Origin of the sequence: Stenotrophomonas sp. SrG, from assembly GCF_050031795.1 — a bacterium.
Classification (GTDB): domain Bacteria; phylum Pseudomonadota; class Gammaproteobacteria; order Xanthomonadales; family Xanthomonadaceae; genus Stenotrophomonas; species Stenotrophomonas rhizophila_A.
In genome coordinates, this window is sequence record NZ_JBNBBE010000009.1 from 165,267 (window position 1) to 183,902 (window position 18,636).

General features: G+C 67.2%; 14 protein-coding genes and 1 pseudogene. 5 read left to right on the plus strand and 10 right to left on the minus strand.

The window, feature by feature from the left end; genetic code table 11:
• The 3 genes from ACQG3P_RS10815 to gap form a co-directional block, all read right to left on the minus strand.
• Complete coding sequence (locus tag ACQG3P_RS10815) at nt 1-1,047, minus strand: DUF3999 family protein (RefSeq protein ID WP_426805034.1); 1,047 nt, start codon at nt 1,045-1,047, stop codon at nt 1-3.
• Nucleotides 1,044-3,701 (minus strand): DUF2339 domain-containing protein, encoded by a 2,658-nt coding sequence (locus ACQG3P_RS10820; protein WP_426805035.1) that lies wholly within the window; start codon nt 3,699-3,701, stop codon nt 1,044-1,046. Before ACQG3P_RS10820 ends, ACQG3P_RS10815 begins: the two co-directional genes overlap by 4 nt.
• Before the next feature lie 395 nt (nt 3,702-4,096).
• Nucleotides 4,097-5,101 (minus strand): type I glyceraldehyde-3-phosphate dehydrogenase, encoded by a 1,005-nt coding sequence (gene gap / locus ACQG3P_RS10825; RefSeq protein WP_068854751.1) that lies wholly within the window; start codon nt 5,099-5,101, stop codon nt 4,097-4,099.
• 200 nt (nt 5,102-5,301) lie between these two features.
• On the opposite strand from gap, the gene ACQG3P_RS10830 reads away from it, so the two are divergent.
• The 4 genes from ACQG3P_RS10830 (at nt 5,302) to ACQG3P_RS10845 (ending at nt 9,872) form a co-directional block, all read left to right on the plus strand.
• Nucleotides 5,302-5,928: an OmpW/AlkL family protein gene (locus ACQG3P_RS10830; RefSeq protein WP_426805036.1), complete on the plus strand. Its 627-nt coding sequence runs from the start codon at nt 5,302-5,304 to the stop codon at nt 5,926-5,928.
• A gap of 336 nt (nt 5,929-6,264) precedes the next feature.
• Nucleotides 6,265-8,127, plus strand: a complete 1,863-nt coding sequence (locus ACQG3P_RS10835) for an ankyrin repeat domain-containing protein (RefSeq protein ID WP_426805037.1) — start codon at nt 6,265-6,267, stop codon at nt 8,125-8,127.
• A 119-nt stretch (nt 8,128-8,246) separates the two neighbouring features.
• Entirely contained in the window at nt 8,247-9,062 is an 816-nt protein-coding gene (locus ACQG3P_RS10840; protein ID WP_426805038.1) for a S1/P1 nuclease, read from the plus strand.
• Between the two features lie 9 nt (nt 9,063-9,071).
• The gene (locus ACQG3P_RS10845; RefSeq protein ID WP_426805039.1) at nt 9,072-9,872 is read left to right on the plus strand and encodes an MBL fold metallo-hydrolase; all 801 of its coding nucleotides are present in this window, start codon (nt 9,072-9,074) and stop codon (nt 9,870-9,872) included.
• Between the two features lie 20 nt (nt 9,873-9,892).
• Here the strand turns inward: ACQG3P_RS10845 and ACQG3P_RS10850 are convergent, their stop codons facing one another.
• The 3 genes from ACQG3P_RS10850 to ACQG3P_RS10860 are packed head-to-tail and all read right to left on the minus strand — an operon-like array spanning nt 9,893 to nt 12,049.
• Nucleotides 9,893-10,444, minus strand: a complete 552-nt coding sequence (locus tag ACQG3P_RS10850) for a hypothetical protein (RefSeq protein ID WP_426805046.1) — start codon at nt 10,442-10,444, stop codon at nt 9,893-9,895.
• Between the two features lie 8 nt (nt 10,445-10,452).
• Nucleotides 10,453-11,691, minus strand: a complete 1,239-nt coding sequence (locus tag ACQG3P_RS10855) for a M56 family metallopeptidase (RefSeq protein WP_426805040.1) — start codon at nt 11,689-11,691, stop codon at nt 10,453-10,455.
• The gene (locus tag ACQG3P_RS10860) at nt 11,684-12,049 is read right to left on the minus strand and encodes a BlaI/MecI/CopY family transcriptional regulator (RefSeq protein ID WP_184127195.1); all 366 of its coding nucleotides are present in this window, start codon (nt 12,047-12,049) and stop codon (nt 11,684-11,686) included. The genes ACQG3P_RS10855 and ACQG3P_RS10860 overlap by 8 nt, the downstream gene beginning before the upstream one ends.
• A gap of 124 nt (nt 12,050-12,173) precedes the next feature.
• Here ACQG3P_RS10860 and ACQG3P_RS10865 point away from each other — a divergent pair, with 124 nt between their 5' ends.
• Nucleotides 12,174-14,123, plus strand: coding sequence for an acetyl-CoA hydrolase/transferase C-terminal domain-containing protein (locus tag ACQG3P_RS10865; RefSeq protein ID WP_426805041.1), 1,950 nt, complete (start codon nt 12,174-12,176; stop codon nt 14,121-14,123).
• A gap of 72 nt (nt 14,124-14,195) precedes the next feature.
• Here ACQG3P_RS10865 and tkt read toward each other — a convergent pair whose 3' ends face one another.
• From tkt to ACQG3P_RS10885, 4 genes and pseudogenes are all read right to left on the minus strand, one after another.
• Nucleotides 14,196-16,205 (minus strand): transketolase, encoded by a 2,010-nt coding sequence (tkt, locus tag ACQG3P_RS10870; protein WP_093533670.1) that lies wholly within the window; start codon nt 16,203-16,205, stop codon nt 14,196-14,198.
• Between the two features lie 156 nt (nt 16,206-16,361).
• Nucleotides 16,362-16,781: a hypothetical protein gene (locus ACQG3P_RS10875; protein WP_426805042.1), complete on the minus strand. Its 420-nt coding sequence runs from the start codon at nt 16,779-16,781 to the stop codon at nt 16,362-16,364.
• Nucleotides 16,782-16,864: 83 nt separating this feature from the next.
• On the minus strand, nt 16,865-18,190 hold the full coding sequence (locus ACQG3P_RS10880) for a dicarboxylate/amino acid:cation symporter (protein ID WP_426805043.1): 1,326 nt from the start codon (nt 18,188-18,190) through the stop codon (nt 16,865-16,867).
• Nucleotides 18,191-18,257: 67 nt separating this feature from the next.
• Nucleotides 18,258-18,636, minus strand: a pseudogene (locus ACQG3P_RS10885) (BatD family protein); the annotation flags it as partial.

Here is an 18,636-nt window from a genome sequence, read left to right on the forward strand (position 1 = left end):
TTAGCCCAGCTTCAACGTGGGCGCCGGCATCGCCGCCGTGCCCTGCGCGGCGGTGAGCTTCCAGAAGCGGTCCCGCGTGGCCACGGCCAGCGACTGGGTCTGCGACTGCCGGCGCGCGTCGGTGTCCTGCAGCTGGTAGGCCACCCACGGCCCTGCGCGGACCTGCCAGGGCTGGTTGGCATCGTCGCGGCTGAGCAGGGTCCACTGCACCACGCTGTTGTCCGGCGTGGCGATGTCCACCTGCGCGATCGGGAAGCGGCCATCGAGGGTGTATTCGAACTCCCCCGGCCTGCCTGCGGCACCGCTCAGCGCGCGCCACTGCCACGCGATCGCCTGCGCCGTGGCCACGCGTTCGGCCTGCACCGCCGACAGCGCCGGCAGCGCATCGCCGCCGGTGGGCACGATGCGGAAATACTTCGCTTCGCGGCCTATCTCGATACGGCGCTGCTGCAGCCGGCGGCCGTCGTGCTGCAGATCCACCAGCGGCACGTCGTCGGCCACGCGCTGCCAGTCGCGCAGGTCGTCGCTGGCATCCACGCGCACGCGTACCTGCAGCGCCTGCGGCGCCTCCCAATCCAGGCGCAGGGCCTGCACGCCGGTGCGCAGCGCGCTGGCGTCGACCAGCCAGCCACCCGGCGATGCGTTGCCCACGCTGCGGCCGAGGCGGGCTTCCACGCGGCGCACGCTGCCATCGGTGTTGCGTTCGGTCAGCAGTTGCAGATCGTCGCCGCCGCTACCGCCCTGCGCCGGCAGCGGGAACCAGGGCAGCGCCTGCCATTCGGCCGCCTGCGCCAGCGGTTGGTCGGCCGAGAACAGCGCCGACGGCAGGGCCTGGCCCCGCGCATTGAACACCTGCACATCGGCCAACTGGGGCGACACCGCGCTGCGGTACTGCGCCTCGCCCAGCATCAGCCGGTAGGCACCGGCCTGCGCGGCAGACAGCTGCAGCGGCCACTGCTCGCGGAAGTCCTGGCGCGCATCGGCCGCCAGCGCGGGCGTGGCCACGGCGAGCGACACGATGGCGATTACACGATGAAGAAGGGTCACGGCTGCGGCTCCACGATGGGGTCCGGCGCCCGCGGCGGCGCCGGCGCCAGATAGCCCACGACCGTGCACAGCAGGCCGTAGGCAATGAAGGAAGAAATACCAAGCAGGTTGCCCAGGTGCTGCCGGTCGATCAGCACCAGCTTGGCCAGCACCACGCCCATCAGCACCGCACCCACCAGCCACAGGGCGCGCTGCCCGCGGCGCGAACCCCACACCCAGCTGATCACGCCGAGCACACTCCACACCACCGTCAAACTGGTCTGTGCCAGCGTGGACGACCACAGCCGCCCGTTCCACGACACCCCGCCCCAATGGTGCACGGCGTGCAGGGTGATGCTGGTCAGCGCAATGAAGCCGGACAGCGCCAGCAGCGGCACGCGGCGTGCCTGCAGTGCTGCGGGCGCATCGCCGCGCCACAGCCACCGCGCCAGCAACGCCAGCACGGCCAGCTGCGCCAGCTCCAACGGGTTGAACACGGGTACCCACGGCAGCGGCCACGCCGCGCCCGGGGCAAACAGGAAGCCGACCCACGCCAGCCCCAGCACCGCAAACAGCGTGCACTGCAACGCAGGGCGCGCCACGTTGAAGCGCTCGCCCAACGGCACCGTCAACCAGCGCCAGCGCTGCAGCGCGATGAACACCACCGCCAGCCACGGCAGCAGCGTCGCCGCCAGCGCCCAGCCCTGGGCCAGCTCGAAGCGGTCGGCCAGCCACGACGCAGCCAGAGACAGCACTGTCGGCCACAGCAGCCACCAGATGAACTGCGCCGCCACCGCTGCACGGTCCTGGCCACCGCGCAGGCACCACAGGCTGCGCACACCCAGCACCGCGAACACCGCCCAGGCCATCGCGCCATATCCGGCGAAGGGCTGGCGGTGGATGTCCACCTGCCACAGCGCCAGCGGGAACGCGCACAGCAGCATCGCCAGCGTGGTCAACACCAGCGCGCGCGCCGGCATGCGCCGGTGCACCTCCGCCGCGATCCATGCCGTGACCGCAACTACGACCAGCAACGCATCCGGGCGGCTGTCGAACGCAACGAAGCGGGTGATCTCATGGCTGGCGCCACCCAGCCACCACAGCAGGCCCCACAGGTAGTACACGATGGCCGGTGCGTCGCGGCCGGCACGGCGGTAGCTGAAGGCCGACGCAAACCCGGCCAGCGCCAGCAGCAACCCGCTCATGAAGGTCGGGTTGGCGATGGCCGTGGCGTCGTTGAACCAGTAGTCGGCCCCCACCACGAAGCCGAACGCGGCACCCAGCTGCAGCAGCGCGCCGGCGATCTGCGGCAGCAGGCGCTGCTGGCGCAGGCCCAGCCACACCAGCGCCGCGCCTTCCAGCGCGAACACACTGGCCGTGGCACGTGCCGACAACGCCAACGGCACCGCCAGCGTGGCAAAGCCCACCGCCAGCACCGCATGCGACTGACCCAACGCCGCATAGCGCGGCCGCCGGATCAGCGCCCACGCCAGCCCCGCATACAACGCCGCCACCCCCAGCGCGCACAGCGCCAGCAGCAACCGGTCGTCATGCAGCATGCCCGCCTGCAGCAAGAACGCGATCAGCGGCGTGCCAAACACCAGGCTGCCATCGACCAGATCGCGCTTCTCCGCCGGCTGGCGGCGCGCGTACAGGATGGGAATGACCAGGTAGAACGTAAAGAACAGCAGCAGGAACGGCTCGGTACTGGCGAACTTGTCCGCGTTGTACTGCAGCACCCCCCACGTGGTGCCGATGCCAAACGTAAACGCAAAACCCAGCAGGTTGAGCGCGCGCCACGGCCGCCACCACGCAATGGCGAGGATGGCCGCATTGAGCACCGCGTAATACGAGAACAGCGCCACATGGTTGCCGCTGCCGGTGGACAGCCAGATCGGCGCCATGAACCCGGCCAGGATACCCAGCACTGCCAGCGTGCGAGAGTTCTGCACCACCGCCAGCACCCCCATGCCCGCAATCAGCACGATGCTGAGCGCGAACGCGATACCCGGATCGATCAGGTCATAGCGCTTGAACGCCGCGAAGATCGTCAGCAGCAGGATGCCAATCGCCCCGCCCTGCAACGCCAGCGCAAACATCCGCCGGCGCTCGCGCTGCACCCAGCCGAACACCAGCCCCGCCAGCGCACCCGCCGCAATGCCCGCCAGGCGCAGCTCGATCGGCGCATTGAGCCAACCCTGGTCGCTCGCATACTTCAGCAGCGCCGCAACACCCGCCAACAACACCAGCATGCCGATCTTCACCGGCACATTGCCCTCGGTGAACCAGCGCTTGATCGTCCCCACGATCCGCTCGCCCAGGTCCGGCCCACGCGGCGGCGGCGGCACGAAGGGTTCGGGTTCGGAGACAGCAGCGGACGGCAGCGGCGGCGGCGCAACCCGCGCAGCCGCAGCGAACGGCTCGGGCACCGACTCTGGGTCGGTCAGCGGCACCTCAGGGGCAGGCGCCGGCGCAGCCACCGGGGTCGGCGCATACGGGCGCTCTTCCCATGCCGCACTCACCGCCGGCTGGGCCGCCGGTTGGGCACTGCCGCTACGTGCCTGCTCCAAGGCAGCCACCCTGCGGCGCAGCCCGGAAATCATCACCAACGCCACGATCAGCAACACCGGCACGGCCAACAGCACCAGTACCGCCAGGACAATCAATGCTTCCATTCCGCGTCATCCTCAAGGGAACGCCACCGGCAGCCATGACAAGCAAGGCGCCAGCGGCAGCGGAGCCATGCTAACTGAATCGGGGGGAACAGCGGTCCAAGGCGCCATGCCCCCCGCTTTCCCATGGCCACCGGTGACCATCGGAGGGTCGGCGGGTACGGGGGTACGGGACCGTAGAAAACATGGATGTTTTCTACGAGCCCCCATGGACGGGTTCACGGCGTGTCCCGTACCCCCGTACCCGCCGGCCCTGGCCAGAGGTCCTGCAGGCAGCGGCTGTTCGCACAACTACATCAGCCGCCGGACGAAGGCCGGCGACACGCGCCATCGGCGGGTACCGACCAAAAAAAACGGCGAACCGAAGTCCGCCGTTCTTTCAGATCCGTACGCAGCGATTACTTCGCGGCGACGACCTTGGCCATTTCCAGGCACTTGTTCGAATAGCCCCACTCGTTGTCGTACCAGGACACCAGCTTCACGAACGTGCTGTCCAGGGCGATGCCGGCGTCGGCATCAAACACCGACGTGTGGGTTTCACCGCGGAAATCGGTCGCCACGACCTTGTCTTCGGTGTAGCCCAGGATGCCCTTCAGCGCGCCTTCGCTCTGCGCCTTCACTTCCGCGCAGATCTCGGCGTACGTAGCTTCCTTCTCCAGCTCCACCGTCAGGTCGACCACCGACACGTCAGAGGTCGGCACGCGGAAGCTCATGCCGGTGAGCTTCTTGTTCAGCTCCGGAATGACCACGCCCACGGCCTTGGCCGCACCCGTCGACGAAGGAATGATGTTTTCCAGGATGCCGCGGCCACCGCGCCAGTCCTTGTTCGACGGACCATCCACGGTCTTCTGCGTCGCAGTCGCCGCATGCACCGTGGTCATCAGGCCACGCTTGATGCCCCACTTGTCGTTGATCACCTTGGCCAGCGGCGCCAGGCAGTTGGTGGTGCACGACGCGTTGGAGATGATCGCCTCGCCCGCATAGGTCTTGTCGTTCACACCGAACACGAACATCGGCGTATCGTCCTTCGACGGTGCCGACAGGATCACCTTCTTCGCGCCCGCATCGATGTGCTTCTGCGCCGTTTCCTTGGTCAGGAACAGGCCCGTGGACTCGATCACCACGTCCACGCCGACCTCGTCCCACTTCAGGTTGGCCGGATCGCGTTCCTGGGTCAGGCGGATCTTCTTGCCATTGACCAGCAGGTCGCTGCCCGACACTTCCACGTCTGCCTTGAAGCGGCCATGCACCGAGTCGTACTTCAGCATGTACGCCAGGTAATCCGGCTCCAGCAGATCGTTGATGGCCACGATTTCGATGTCATTACCGAAATTCAGCACCGCCGAACGCAGCACGTTGCGCCCGATGCGACCGAAACCGTTGATGCCAACCTTGATTGCCATGTTCACAAGCTCCTGCAGCCGCGACAGAGCGGCGCCGATGGAAAGGGCCGCCATTCTATCAAAGCCCGACCCACCCCGGCCCCCGGGATCGTGATGGGAAGCGGTTACACCCGTAAAAATCGTGGATTGATCCGGATCAAGGCGCGCCAAGGCCTGGACGGGAAAACTGGCCCCATTCCACCCCGCCACGAGAACGCACCATGCGCACCCCCTCCCTCCTCCTGCCCGCCAGCCTTGCCGCCGCCCTCGCCCTGGCCGCCAGCCCCGCCATGGCCCAGTCCAAGGGCGACTGGACCCTGGCCGCCGGCGTGCACCAGGTGGCCCCCAAGTCCAACAACGGCACCCTGGCCGGCGGCCTCAAGGTCGACGTCGACAACGACATCAAGCCCACCATCACCGGCGAATACTTCATCGCCGACAACCTCGGCATCGAGCTTCTGGCCGCCCTGCCGTTCAAGCACGACATCAACATCGACGGCCTGGGCCGCGTTGGCAGCACCAAGCACCTGCCGCCGGTGGTCTCCCTGCAGTACCACTTCAACAGCAAGGGCAAGGTGTCCCCGTTCCTCGGCGCCGGCCTGAACTACACCACCTTCTTCAGCGAAGAAACCGGCGGCGCCCTGGCCGGCAGCAGCCTCAAGCTGGAAGACTCGTGGGGCCTGGCCGCACACGCCGGCGTCGACTTCGCCATCGCCGACAAGGGCGCCCTGCGCGTCGACGTGCGCTGGATCGACATCGACAGCGACGTCAAGCTGGATGGCACCAAGCTGGGCACCGTCAAGATCGACCCGCTGGCGTATGGCGTGTCCTACGTGTTCAAGTTCTGACCCACCGGTCAGCGCCGCTCCCAACCTCGCAGCAACGCATTTCCCCGGCCTTGGCCGGGGATTTTTTTTGCCTTGTTGCAGCACTGTTCATCACCACGTCAATTAGAACGATCGATTCGATCAATGGACTGAATCGAGGAACGCGCTGCGGTGCATGCAGCGACATGGATCGATTGAGCAAGACCACACACGCTGCTCGCGTCAATTGGCGCAGTCAATCGTAGTGACGTGTCCGGCAACAATTCATCGGAGAGCGGGCAGGCGCAGCCAAGCATGCACGGCCAGCCTACCGGCACCCCCATCCCGCCTCTCTCCAGCCGCTGCTGAAGGACCGACATGACCCGCATTCCCTCGCAACTTCCCGCCAATCCCGCCGCCCCGCGCCGACCGCTTCCCAGCCTGAGCGAAGGCCTCCACCTGATCGCAGGCCAGATCAACAGGACGCCGGCCATCGGCAGGCTCTGGTCCATTCTCAATGTGGCGACGCCCTGCGTGAGCACAGCCCAGACTCCGGCGCTGCCGCAGGGCAGGATCGACTTCCAGGAGGTGTCCGACTCGTCGGATGAGGACAGCCAGTTCGCCTGCGGCGGCGACGACCACCTGGAACCCGGTGATCTCTCTGCGCTGGAGCTGGAAAGTACCCGCGCCGCCCTGTCGGTCCTGAAAGTCGAGCACGCCCGCCTGCCCGAGGGTGACGCGCGTTCGCACTACCAGGCGCAGATCGCCAAGCTCGAGTCGGCCCTGCACAGCCAGGGCCAGGCAACGCCGAACGCGGTCGTGGTGCCGGACATTGCCGCTTCGACCGCCCTCCAGGCAGAGCCGGCCTGCACCCCGCCTGTGGTCGACCTGCCACCCGACCCGCCACCGGTGCGGGTCGAGCAGGCACTGGCGATTGTTCCTGCGGCGCAGCGCACCATGACCAGTGCGTTGGTTGAACTGGGCAGGGGCGCCGTCCAACGCGTCATTGCCCTGCCACCGCGCTCCCTTGCGAAGATAATCCCCAACGAAAGGGCCCCGCTGCCGCGCAACGTTCCCACCTTCAAGACGTTAGGCCAAAGCACTGCCATGGAGGCGGCGAGCAACAGCCTGCTTGCCAACGTGCGCCGGTGGGGCAGCGCCCAGGTGCAATCGCTCAACGTCAAGCTGGCACACCAGATCGAACAGCAGGAGAAATCCAATCGGACGCGGCAATCGGCGCCCTTCAACGCACTGGAGCGCGCCTGTCTCGTCGACGCCAGCACGTCCCCACTGCGGCGGGTGATGAAGCCGACAAGCGACACCACCATCAAGAAGCTGCTCGAGAAGTCCAACCCTGACGCCGGCAGCTATGGTGCCGCGCACTGCGCGGTGATCTCCAATCATTCAAAGCGCCTTGAAACACTGCTGCGCGCCAGTGCTGGAAAGATCGACGTCGACATGACGTCCGAAGTTCACGGAGCCACAGCGCTCGAACTCGCCGTGGAACATGGGTACTGGGAGTGCACCGAGGTACTGCTGCGGGCGGGGGCGAGGCCTACCCTGCGCGCGTTCGTATCGCAGGCGGAGGACGGCAATGTGGACAGGTTCCGGCAGCTGCACGCCCACTGGCAGGTGTTGGAAAGGAAGAACGCGCGCGCATGCGATGCGACAGAGCCGTTCGACTTCCGGCAGGCATTGGGCACTGCGGTCGCGTTCAACGCATTGGATATCGCGCGCTACCTGTTTGAGCAGGGGGTCCGGCCGCGTGACAAAAGCTACCTCATGCTGCAGTTTGCCGCCGAGAAGGGGCACGCCGCGATGCTGAGGCTGTTGCTGGAACATGTCCCACCCGGAATCGCCTACCCGCCCAACGACTCCAACGCAGAGCAGTCCCCGCTGGCATTCGCCATGCAGGGCGGGCACGTCAAGGCGGTGGCGGTGCTGCTCGAGGAAAACGCCGACCCGCAGTTCGTGAGGGCGGTGACGGACAGCTTCGAGGCGGCAACGGCAACGCTTCCCCGCGCTGACAAAGAGCGGCTCGCACCGGTGACGACGCTGCTGCGCAGCTGGCTGCAGCAACCGTGGCAGCGCTCTGCGTCCGATACCTCGCCCGCCCCAGCGTTGATGGCACAGCATGGCGACGCCGCGAATGATCCGCGCGCAGCTCATGCCCTGCAGTCGAAGCGCAGTGGGAAGGTCTTCGACCCCTCCTACGTGTTCTCGCGCCCAGTGGCGCTGTAGCGGGAACGGCCCCGGCAGAATCCCGAATTCCGCCGGGGCCACCCCGTTGCGCCGGCGGCATCGCCAGCCGGCCAGATCCGGAAAAGGTCAGCGCCGGGGCGGATCGTTAGAATGGGCCGATGAAAATCGCCTCCCTGATGACGTCCGCCGCGCTGCTGACCGCCCTCACCCTCGTATCCACCGATGCCCTGGCGTGGGGCGCACAAGGCCACCGCCTGGTCGCCCGCGTTGCCGAACCGCGCCTGACCCCGCAGACCCGCGCCGAAGTGGCGCGGCTTCTGGCCACCGAGCCGGGGGCCACCCTGGCCTCCATTGCGCCGTGGGCCGATGAACTGCGCGCCAAGGATCCCGGCCTTGGCAAGCGTTCGGCCGGCTGGCATTACGTCAACATCGGCGAAGATGATTGCCACTACGAGGTCGAGCGCAACTGCCGCAATGGCAACTGCGTGGTGGAAGCGTTGAAGACCCAGACCGCCATCCTCGGCGACCGCAGCCGCCCCGATGCCGAACGCGCGCAGGCACTCAAGTTCGTCGTGCATTTCGTCGGCGACATCCACCAGCCCATGCATGCCGGTTACGGCCATGACAAGGGCGGCAATGACTTCCAGGTGCAATTCAACGGGCGCGGCACCAACCTGCATTCGCTGTGGGACAGCGGCATGCTGAACACCCTCAAGCTGGACGACGACGCCTACACCCGGCGCCTGGCCGCGCTGAAGGCGCCGAAGGTGGGCAAGCGCTCGGCGATCGGCACCGATGCAGTGCAGTGGGCCGAGTCCAGCTGCCGCATCGCCATTGCACCTGGCGTTTACCCGGCCCAGCGTACGCTAGCGCCCGAGTACACCGCCACGTACCTGCCGGTCGCCGAAAGCGAACTGCGCCTGGCCGGGGAACGCTTGGCGGTGCTGCTCAACGACACGTTGGGTAAGCGCTGAGGTTTCACCATGGCACCGCACGTCGCCAGTTTCTTCCACCCGGACAGCAACACCTTCAGTTACGTGGTGCATGACCCGGCCACCCGGCAGGCGGCGGTGATCGACCCGGTGCTGGATTACGACCCGGACACCGACGCGGCCGGGTCCGGTGCGCTGCAGCCGCTGCTGGCGCATGTGCGCGAACACGCGCTCGAGGTGCGCTGGCTGCTGGAAACGCATGCGCATGCCGACCATGTCAGCGCTGGGCGCTCGCTGAAGCAGCAATGGCCGCAGGCGACGCTGGCGATGGGCGACGGCATTGTGGAGGTGCAACGCACCTTCGCACCGCGCTATGGGCTGGACGTGCCCACCGATGGCTCGCAGTTCGACCATCTGTTCGCCGATGGCGAGCGCTTTGCCGTGGGTGACATCGCAGCGGAGGTCATTGCCGTACCCGGACATACCAGCGACAGCGTGGCGTACCGGATCGGTGATGCCGTGTTCACCGGCGATTCGCTGTTCATGCCCGATGGCGGAACCGCACGCTGTGATTTTCCCGGGGGCGACGCCGGCCTGCTGTACCGCTCGATCCAACGCCTGCTTGCCCTGCCCGATGCCACCCGGGTGTTCATCTGCCACGACTACGGCCCGGGCGGGCGCGCGGTCGCCAATGAAACCACCATCGGCGAGCAGCGCGCACATAACATCCACCTGCATGACGGGGTGAGCGAGGCGGCGTTCGTGGCGACCCGGCAAGCGCGCGACGCCACGCTTGCCGAGCCCAAGTTGATGCACCCGTCGGTAAAGGCGAACATCCAGGGCGGGGCGTAAAAACCGCGCAGCGCGTGGTTTTACCGGGTCTTCACCGTGTGCTGGCCGTGCACGATCTCGAACGTGAAAGCGTAGAACAGGCTTACTGCCACCGGTTCCACCCGCTCGGCATCGCGACAGTCGCTGCGGTCGGCCGACGCGCGGCCTGCCGCGAAGTGGCAGACCGCCGCAGGCGAGTAGCGCCACATCGCGACCGCTTCCCGTGCCGCTTCCACCAGCACCCGGTTTTCGGCAGCAGCGCCGGCAATGCATTCACTGCGACCACTCACCGGCATGCTGCGTTCCACCGTGCCGTCGGCGCTCACCACCACCTGCAGGCAGACCGTGGTGGGCGGCAACTCCCGGCGCGGATCGCGCTCCCCCAGCACCGGGTCCGGCGCCGCATACAGTTGTGGCATCCGGTAGCCCTCGCTGGGTTTGAGCGTGTAAGCCTCCACCTGCCCTGACCCTCCCGTCGCGTCAACCCGCAGCCGCTGGTGGCCGACCGTTTCGGCCCGTGAATCCACCGTGGTGAGGCGATCGTGGCCGGCACAGCCAGCCACCCCCACCACGAGCGCAACCGACGCAGGCAGCTGCCACCTCACTGGCCGGTCACCGTCTCAGTCATGGCGAAGTTCACTGGAATGCGGACCGCGCCCGCCACCGCTTTGCCGTCCTTCATCGCCGGACGGTAGGTCCACTGCCGGGCTGCAGCGATCGAAGCGGCGTCGAACACGCCCGGGTTGGTGGCACTGAGCACGCGTACATCGCTGACCCTGCCCTGCGCGTCCACCTCCACCCGCAGCACCACTTCACCGCTCTGGTTGTTCTCGAACGCGCTGGTGGGGTAGCTCGGCGGCGGCATCCTGTCGATCGTCACCGGGCGCTCCAGCCCTGCCTTGGCCGCATCTTCCTGCGCGAACTGGAACGGTTCGGCACTGATCGCCGGGCTGCCGCCGCTGCCGGCCTGGCTGGCCCAGGCGACCGCGCCCAGCCCCATGCACAGCCCCACCACCAGTACCTGGCCGGTCACCCACGGCAACGCCCTGCGCTTGTGTTCCTTCATCATGGCAATTCGCTCCTTCAACATCGGTTGGCTGCGCCAGTGGCACGCCATGGGCGCAACCGGGTGGACCAACTGCGCCTTCAGCAGCGCGTTGGCGTAGAGCCGGCGCGAGGCCGGATGCGGGTCGACCGTGCGTGCGTCGCAGGCCAGTTCCTGGTCGCGCAGGAAGCGGCGCGAGGCCCACGGCAACAACGGATGGAACCAGAACAGGCAGCGCAGCAGTGCCAGCGCGGCATTGGCCCAGTGATCGCCATGCCGGCGGTGCTGGAATTCATGCTGCAGGATCAGCGCGCGTTCGGCCGCACTGAAGCGCAGATCGAAATCCGGGCCGACCACCACGCGTGGTGACCACAGGCCCACCAGGGCCGGCAGGCCGGGATCGGCGCTGGCCTGCCAGCTGCCATCGCTTCGCGGGTGAAGCGCGCCCATGCCACGCTCGAAACGGCGCTGGCCACGCCACTGGCGGATGCCGGCCAGCAGTGCGCCGGCCGCCCACAGCGCGACCAGCAGGGTCGGCCACAGCACCGCGTCGGCCGGCAGCACCGGCGCACGCAGCGCGACCCCCAGCGCGTGCACCGGCGTGGCCTCGACGAGTGGCACGCCGGGCAGCGGCAGCAGCGGTGCCAGCAGCACCAGCGGCAGCAGCCACCAGCTGCGGTACACCAGCGGTGCGCCGCCAAGCCGGCGCAGCAGCGGGCGCAGCGCGGCCAGCAGCACCACGGCCATCGACACCCACATGCTCGCCAGCAGCACTCCCTGCAGCAGCTCAGTCATGGTCCAGCTCCTGGATCAGCTTCTTCAGTTCGGCAATGTCCTGCGCGCTCAGCTCGCCGCGTTCGCTGAAATGCGCCACCAGCGGCGCGACCCGGCCGGCGAACAGCTTGTCCAGCAGGCCGCTGCTCTGTTCGGCCACCCAGGCCTGCCGCTGCAGCACCGGCGAGTACAGATAGCGGCGGCCCTCACGGCTGGCGCTGATCGCGCCCTTGGTGAGCAGGCGGTTGAGCAGGGTCTTGATGGTGGGCTCTGCCCAGTCGCGGTCGGCCAGGGCCGCCACCACCTCGTCGGCGCCCTGCGGGTGCCGGTTCCAGAGCACTTCCATGACAACGGCTTCGGCTTCGCTGATCTGGCTCATCATTTACATCCGTAATCGACGGATCGATTACGCGCGTAATCCTTGTCCATGTCAAGCCCCTGCGTCGCGGTCCGTTCAAGCCGGAAGTGCTGTAATGCTTTTCAAGACTTTGCAGGAACGCCGAATGACCGAGCATCTCACCGACCTGGACGCTGCCACCGACTGGCTGTTGCAGCGTGTTGACGGGCCGCTGCGCATCGGCGCACCGCTGGCACTGGGCAAGCCACACCGGCTGCTCAACGCGCTGTATGCGCGGATCGAGAACGACCCGTCGCGCCCGCTGCAGATCTATACCGCGCTGTCGTTGAACCCGCCCAAGCCCGGCGGCGGGCTGGAGGCGCGCTTCATGGCACCGTTCGCGGCGCGCCATTTCGGCGAAGATTTCCCGCGCCTGGCCTATGCCGATGCGATGGTGCGCGACCGCCTGCCCGACCACGTGCAGGTGGAGGAGTTCTACATGCAGTCCGGCGCGCTGCTCGGTTCATCGCAGGCCCAGCGCGGCTACACCAGCCTCAACTACACCCATGCCGCCGATGCGGTGGCGCAGCGCGCGCCGCACGCGATCGTGCAGAAAGTGGCGATGCGGCCCGACGACCGGCGCCTGTCGCTGTCCTGCAACAACGACATCACCCAGGACACGATCGACGCCATGCTGGCGCGCGGCCTGCCGCGCCCGCTGCTGATTGCCGAGATCGATCCGCAGCTGCCCTACCTGGGCGGCTCGGCCACGGTGGATGTGTCCTTCTTCGACCTGGTGATCACGCCGCCGGCACCGTATCCGGCCCTGTTCGGGCTGCCGCGACAGCCGGTCAGCGATGCGGACTACGCCATCGGGCTGTATGCCAGCGCACTGGTCCGCGATGGTGGCACGCTGCAGATCGGCATCGGCACGCTGGCCGATGCGATCAGCCACGCGCTGGTGCTACGCCACACCGACAACGCCCGCTACCGGCAGATCCTGCACGCGCTGGACCCGACGTTGGCCAGCCACCCGACGGTGCTCGAATGCGGCGGCCTGGAGCCGTTCGAGGTGGGTCTGTACGGCTGCAGTGAGATGCTCAACGAAGGCTTCCGCCGCCTGGTGCAGACCGGGGTGATTCGACGCAAGGTGCACGATGACCTGGCGCTGATGGAGCGGATTGAAAGCGGCAGCACGCTGACCATCGACCACGCCACGCTGGAAGCGGAAGGCGAATACCTGCATGGCGCGTTCTACCTGGGCTCGCCGGAGTTCTACCAGTGGCTGCGCGACCTGCCGGAAGCGGAATCCCGCGCGATCGGCATGCGCCGGATCAGCGAGATCAACCAGCTGTATGGCGGCAACGAGGCGCTGGAACGGCTGCAGCGCCGGCATGCGCGTTTCTTCAATTCCTGCATGATGGCCACCGCGCTGGGCGCGGCGGTGTCCGATGCGCTGGAAGACGGGCGCGTGGTCTCCGGCGTGGGCGGCCAGTACAACTTCGTGGCGATGGCGCACGCGCTGCCCGAGGCACGCAGCGCGCTGATGTTCCGCGCGACCCGCGAGGACAAGGGCACGCTGCAGTCGAACGTGCGCTGGAACTACGGGCACACCACGATTCCGCGCCACCTGCGCGATATCTACATCAACGAATATGGCATCGCCGACCTGCGCAACCTCACCGACGAGGACTGTGTGACCGGCATGGCGGCGATCACCGATGCGGCGTTCCAGGCCAACCTGCTGCAGACAGCGAAGGCCTCGAAGAAGCTGGCGGATGGTTTTGTCGCGCCGGAGCATTGGGCACGACGCAATACGGCCGCCGCGGTGAGTGCATCGCTGGCGCCGTTCCGGCAGTCCGGCGCCCTGCCCGATTACCCGCTGGGCAGCGATTTCACCGAAGTGGAGCAGCACCTGGTAAAGGCATTGGGCTGGTTGAAGCAGAACACCCAGACCCCGGGCGCGAAGCTGCGCACGGTGCTGGCTGCGTTTACCCAGCCGGCCGGCGATGGCGACGTGGTGTACCTGCAGCGGATGGGATTGGATGCGCCGAAGAGGTTCGGCGAGAAAGTTGAAGCGCGCCTGGTGCGGTTGGGCTTGGCGCGCACCGCGTAACGCAGCGCGGACAAATGAAAACGGCGCTTCCGTTTCGGGAAGCGCCGTCTGGACTACGTCGGTTGCTTGCCCTTACCTGGCCAGCTGCGCCTTCGCAGCAGCCACCACCGCATCGGTGGTGATGCCGAAGTGCTTGTACAGCGCTTCGGCCGGGGCCGATGCGCCGAAGGTGTCGATACCGATCACCGCACCGTCCAGGCCCACGTACTGGCGCCAGAAACCGGTGACGCCGGCTTCGACCGCCACGCGGTTGCGCACCGCGTTGGGCAGCACCGATTCACGGTAGGCCGCATCCTGGCGCTCAAACACATCGGTGGACGGCATCGAGACCACGCGGGTCTTGATCCCGGCGGCGTCGAGCTCGGCCTTGGCGGCCACGGCCAGGCCAACTTCCGAACCGGTACCGATCAGGATCACGTCCGGCACGCCGCCTTCGGCATCGGCCAGCACGTAACCACCCTGGGCGATCTGCGCCACCTGGTCGGTGCTGCGCGGCTGGTGCGGAAGGTTCTGGCGGCTGAACACCAGGCAGCTCGGGCCGTCCTGGCGGGTGATTGCCGCCTTCCAGCTGACCGCCGATTCGACCGCATCGCACGGGCGCCACACATCGTTGTTCGGGATGTAGCGCAGCGAGGCCAGGTGCTCCACCGGCTGGTGGGTCGGGCCGTCTTCGCCCAGGCCGATCGAGTCGTGGGTGTACACGTGGATGGCATGGGCCGGGATCAGCGCGCTCATGCGCACGCCGTTGCGGGCGTAGTCGCTGAACACCAGGAAGGTGGCATCGAACGGAATGAAGCCGCCATGCAGGGCCAGGCCATTTGCAATGGCGGTCATGCCGAACTCGCGCACGCCGTAGTACACGTAGTTGGCATTCGGGTCGTCAGTGGCGACCGACTTGCTGGCCTTCCACAGGGTCAGGTTGGAGTGCGCCAGATCGGCCGAACCACCCACCAGCTCCGGCAGCAGCGGCGCGAAGGCTTCAATGGCCAGCTGCGAGGCCTTGCGCGAGGCGATGGTCTGGCCTTCGGCCTGGACCTGGGCGATGTAGGCATCGGCCTTGGCGACGAAATCGGCCGGCAGCTCGCCATTCGAACGGCGGGTCAGCTCTTCGGCTTCGGCCGGGAACTGCGCGGCGTACTTGTCGAACTGCTGGTCCCACTCGGCCTGGCGCAGGGTGCCGGTACCACCGGCACGCCAGCCGGCGTAGATCTCTTCGGGGATCTCGAACGGGCCGTAGTTCCAGCCCAGCTGCTTGCGGGTGGCTTCCAGCTCATCCTTGCCCAGCGGTGCGCCGTGGCTGGATTCCTTGCCGGCCTTGCCCGGCGAACCGAAACCAATAGTGGTGCGGCAGCAGATCAGGGTCGGCTTGTCGGACTGCGCCAGCGCACTGTCGATGGCGGCCTTGATGCTTTCCGGGTCGTGGCCATCGACGCCGCGCACCACGTTCCAGCCATAGGCTTCGAAACGCTCGGGGGTGTTGTCGGTGAACCAGCCGGCGGTGTTGCCGTCGATGGAGATGTGGTTGTCGTCCCAGAAGCAGACCAGCTTGCCCAGGCCCCAGGTGCCGGCCAGCGAGGCCGCTTCGTGGGAAATGCCTTCCATCAGGCAGCCGTCGCCCAGGAACACCCAGGTGCGGTGGTCGACGATCTCGTGCTCGGGGCGGTTGTAGCGCTGGGCCAGCAGCTTTTCGGCCAGCGCGAAACCAACCGCGTTGGCCAGGCCCTGGCCGAGCGGACCGGTGGTGGTTTCCACCCCGGGGGTTTCATGGTGTTCCGGATGGCCGGCGGTCTTGCTGCCGAGCTGGCGGAACTGCTTGAGCTGTTCGATCGGCAGGTCGTAGCCGCTCAGGTGCAGCAGCGCGTACTGCAGCATCGAGCCGTGGCCGTTGGACAGCACGAAGCGGTCGCGGTTGAACCACTTCGGATTGTTCGGGTTGTGACGGAGATAGTCGTTCCAGAGGACTTCGGCGATATCTGCCATGCCCATCGGCATGCCGGGATGCCCGGACTTGGCGGTTTCGACCGCATCAGCGGCAAGGAAGCGGATGGCGTTGGCCAACTGGCGGCGGGTGGGCTGCGTCATGGTTCTGTCGGGGTCGGGAGGCTCCCGCTGGCTGCGGGCCACCCATTGTCCCACAGTCCACCGGGCGGGTCAGGCTGCCCGGGTGTGTGAAGACGGCTGCGGTACACCAACGAAAACGCCCCGCTGGGCGGGGCGTTTCAGCCTGGACGTCGTGGATCAGGCCTCGCCGGTGGCCGAATTGATCACCGCACAGGTCGATTCACGCTGGAACTTCTCACCGGTAGCGTAGCCACCCGGGGTCAGCTTGGTGACCATGACCTTGGAGGACGTCGCGCCTTGCGGGGTGATCACCACGTTCCACGGCAGGGTGACCTGGCCGTTGGAGCCGCTGGCGTTCTGCTCGAACATCAGCAGGCCTGCTTCCTTGTCTTCCGACTTCAGGGTCAAGCCCGAGCTCACGCCTTCCACCTTGATGCGCTTGTACGCCACGTCCGCAGACACCGGAACAACATCCCAGTTGGTGAACTTGCGGCCAGCGAAGTAACTGCCTTCCTGCTTGTAGTTCGGGCATTCCGACTTCGCGCTGGCATCGAACGCCAGCAGGCCGAGTACGGCCATCACCAGATACTTCTTCATGAATGTGATTCTCCTTTCCCCGCACGACGCCAACCCGGCGCCTTCCATGCGCCGGGCCAGTATCCATGGCATCAACCTCGCATTCAATCGCGCGGCGCGACAGGCTCGGAAATGTGACTTTCATCACTTTCGCCCTTGGCCACCAGGGTGGTCAGGGCCAGGTCGCCGGTGACGTTGAGCGCGGTGCGGCACATGTCCAGGAAGTGGTTCACGCCCAGGATCAGGCCGATGCCCATCGGGTCCACGCCGACCATGGCGCAGATCATCGCCACCACCGGCAGCGAGCCGGAGGGCACGCCGGCGGTGCCGATGCCGCCCAGGATGCAGACCACCATCACCATCAGCTGCTGGGTGATGCTCAGGTCCACGCCGAAGAACTGGGCCAGGAAGATCACCGTCACGCCTTCGAACAGCGCGGTGCCGTTCTGGTTGGCGGTGGCGCCCACGGTGAGCACGAAGCGCGATACCTTCTGCGGCAGCCCCATCTGGTCGGCCACGCGCAGTGCGGTCGGCAGGGTGGCATTGCTGGAGGCGGTGGAGAACGCCATCACCGTGGCCTCCTGGGTATCGCGGAAGAACGCCAGCGGCGAACGCCCCGACAGCCATACCGCCGCGCCGTAGGTCACCACCATGTGCAGCGCCAGCGCCAGCACCACCACGCCCACGTAGGCGCCCAGGCGGATCAGCAGGTCGAAGCCGAAGATCGCGGCCAGGTTGAACATGAAGCAGGCCACCGCATACGGCGCCAGGCGGATGACCAGGTTGATCAGGGTCATCGAGACTTCAAACACGCCTTCGATGACCTTGCGCAGTGGCGCGGTCTTCTCATCTGGCGACAGCACCATGCCGATGCCGAACATCAGCGCGAAGAACATCAGCGACAGGATCGCGCCGTTGCTGGAGGCGGCGGCCAGCACGTTGCTGGGCACGATCGACAGCAGCATGTCCATGCCCTTGGGCTGCTCGCCGATGTTGGCCACGATCTCGCGGCTGCGCTCGACGTTCTCGTGCAGCAGCTGCTGGGCCATGGCCGGGTCCACGCCCACGCCCGGCTTGAGCACGTTCACCAGCACCAGGCCCAGGCCAACCGCGATGCCCGACAGCAGCACGGTGTAGGCCAGGGTCTTCCAGCCGATCCGGCCGAGCGAGCGGATGTCGCCCATCTCCGACACGCCCATCACCAGCGCCGAGAAGATCAGCGGCACGATCAGCATGAAGATCAGGTTGAGGAACAGGCCCGACAGCGGCGTGGTCAGGTAGGTCATCACCGCGCGGGCGGCATCGGGCAGCCAGGGAATGCCCGGCCCGACAGCGTGCACGATCAGCCCCAGCAGCAGGCCAAGCCCGAAGCCAATGCCCATTTTCCAATGCAATGGCAGCTTCTGCCGGGTCGTTGCGGCCTCAGTCATGGAGCGGTGTTCCTTGAAAATTAGAGAAAGAGCTTAGCAAAGCCGGCCAACCCGGCCCGGGGGCCGCTCAGCGTCCCGAAGGATAGAGCGGCGCCAGCCCAGTATTTTCTGCGGCCTGCGGCGGCTGCCAGTGCGGTCCGTCATGGAAGGCGCGGCGCAGCGCCTGTCGCGCCTGGGTCGCATCGCCCCCGTCGCGGCTCCAGCGCGCGGCCTGCATGTCGCTCAGGGCCTGCCGTTGGGCCGGGTCGGCCAGCCGCGCCAGCACGGCATCCAGGCCGTGTACGCCGCCCATCCTGCCCAGCAGCGCGACGATCTCGTCCAGTCCCTCGTGGTCCAGGGCGCGGCGCAGCTCACCGCGCGACGGGACCTGTGCGGAGGCAGCAGGCCCCACCGCAGCGTGGGATGCGCCGGGCGCTGCCACGCGCCGGCGCCGCCACGCCCACGCA

Coding starts and splice junctions, on each gene's coding strand:
- ACQG3P_RS10820 (WP_426805035.1), bottom strand. CDS start 3,701: ATGGAAGCATTGATTGTCCTGGCGGTACTGGTGCTGTTGGCCGTGCCG.
- gap (WP_068854751.1), bottom strand. CDS start 5,101: ATGGCAATCAAGGTTGGCATCAACGGTTTCGGTCGCATCGGGCGCAAC.
- ACQG3P_RS10830 (WP_426805036.1), top strand. CDS start 5,302: ATGCGCACCCCCTCCCTCCTCCTGCCCGCCAGCCTTGCCGCCGCCCTC.
- ACQG3P_RS10835 (WP_426805037.1), top strand. CDS start 6,265: ATGACCCGCATTCCCTCGCAACTTCCCGCCAATCCCGCCGCCCCGCGC.
- ACQG3P_RS10840 (WP_426805038.1), top strand. CDS start 8,247: ATGAAAATCGCCTCCCTGATGACGTCCGCCGCGCTGCTGACCGCCCTC.
- ACQG3P_RS10845 (WP_426805039.1), top strand. CDS start 9,072: ATGGCACCGCACGTCGCCAGTTTCTTCCACCCGGACAGCAACACCTTC.
- ACQG3P_RS10855 (WP_426805040.1), bottom strand. CDS start 11,691: ATGACTGAGCTGCTGCAGGGAGTGCTGCTGGCGAGCATGTGGGTGTCG.
- ACQG3P_RS10860 (WP_184127195.1), bottom strand. CDS start 12,049: ATGAGCCAGATCAGCGAAGCCGAAGCCGTTGTCATGGAAGTGCTCTGG.
- ACQG3P_RS10865 (WP_426805041.1), top strand. CDS start 12,174: ATGACCGAGCATCTCACCGACCTGGACGCTGCCACCGACTGGCTGTTG.
- tkt (WP_093533670.1), bottom strand. CDS start 16,205: ATGACGCAGCCCACCCGCCGCCAGTTGGCCAACGCCATCCGCTTCCTT.
- ACQG3P_RS10875 (WP_426805042.1), bottom strand. CDS start 16,781: ATGAAGAAGTATCTGGTGATGGCCGTACTCGGCCTGCTGGCGTTCGAT.
- ACQG3P_RS10880 (WP_426805043.1), bottom strand. CDS start 18,190: ATGACTGAGGCCGCAACGACCCGGCAGAAGCTGCCATTGCATTGGAAA.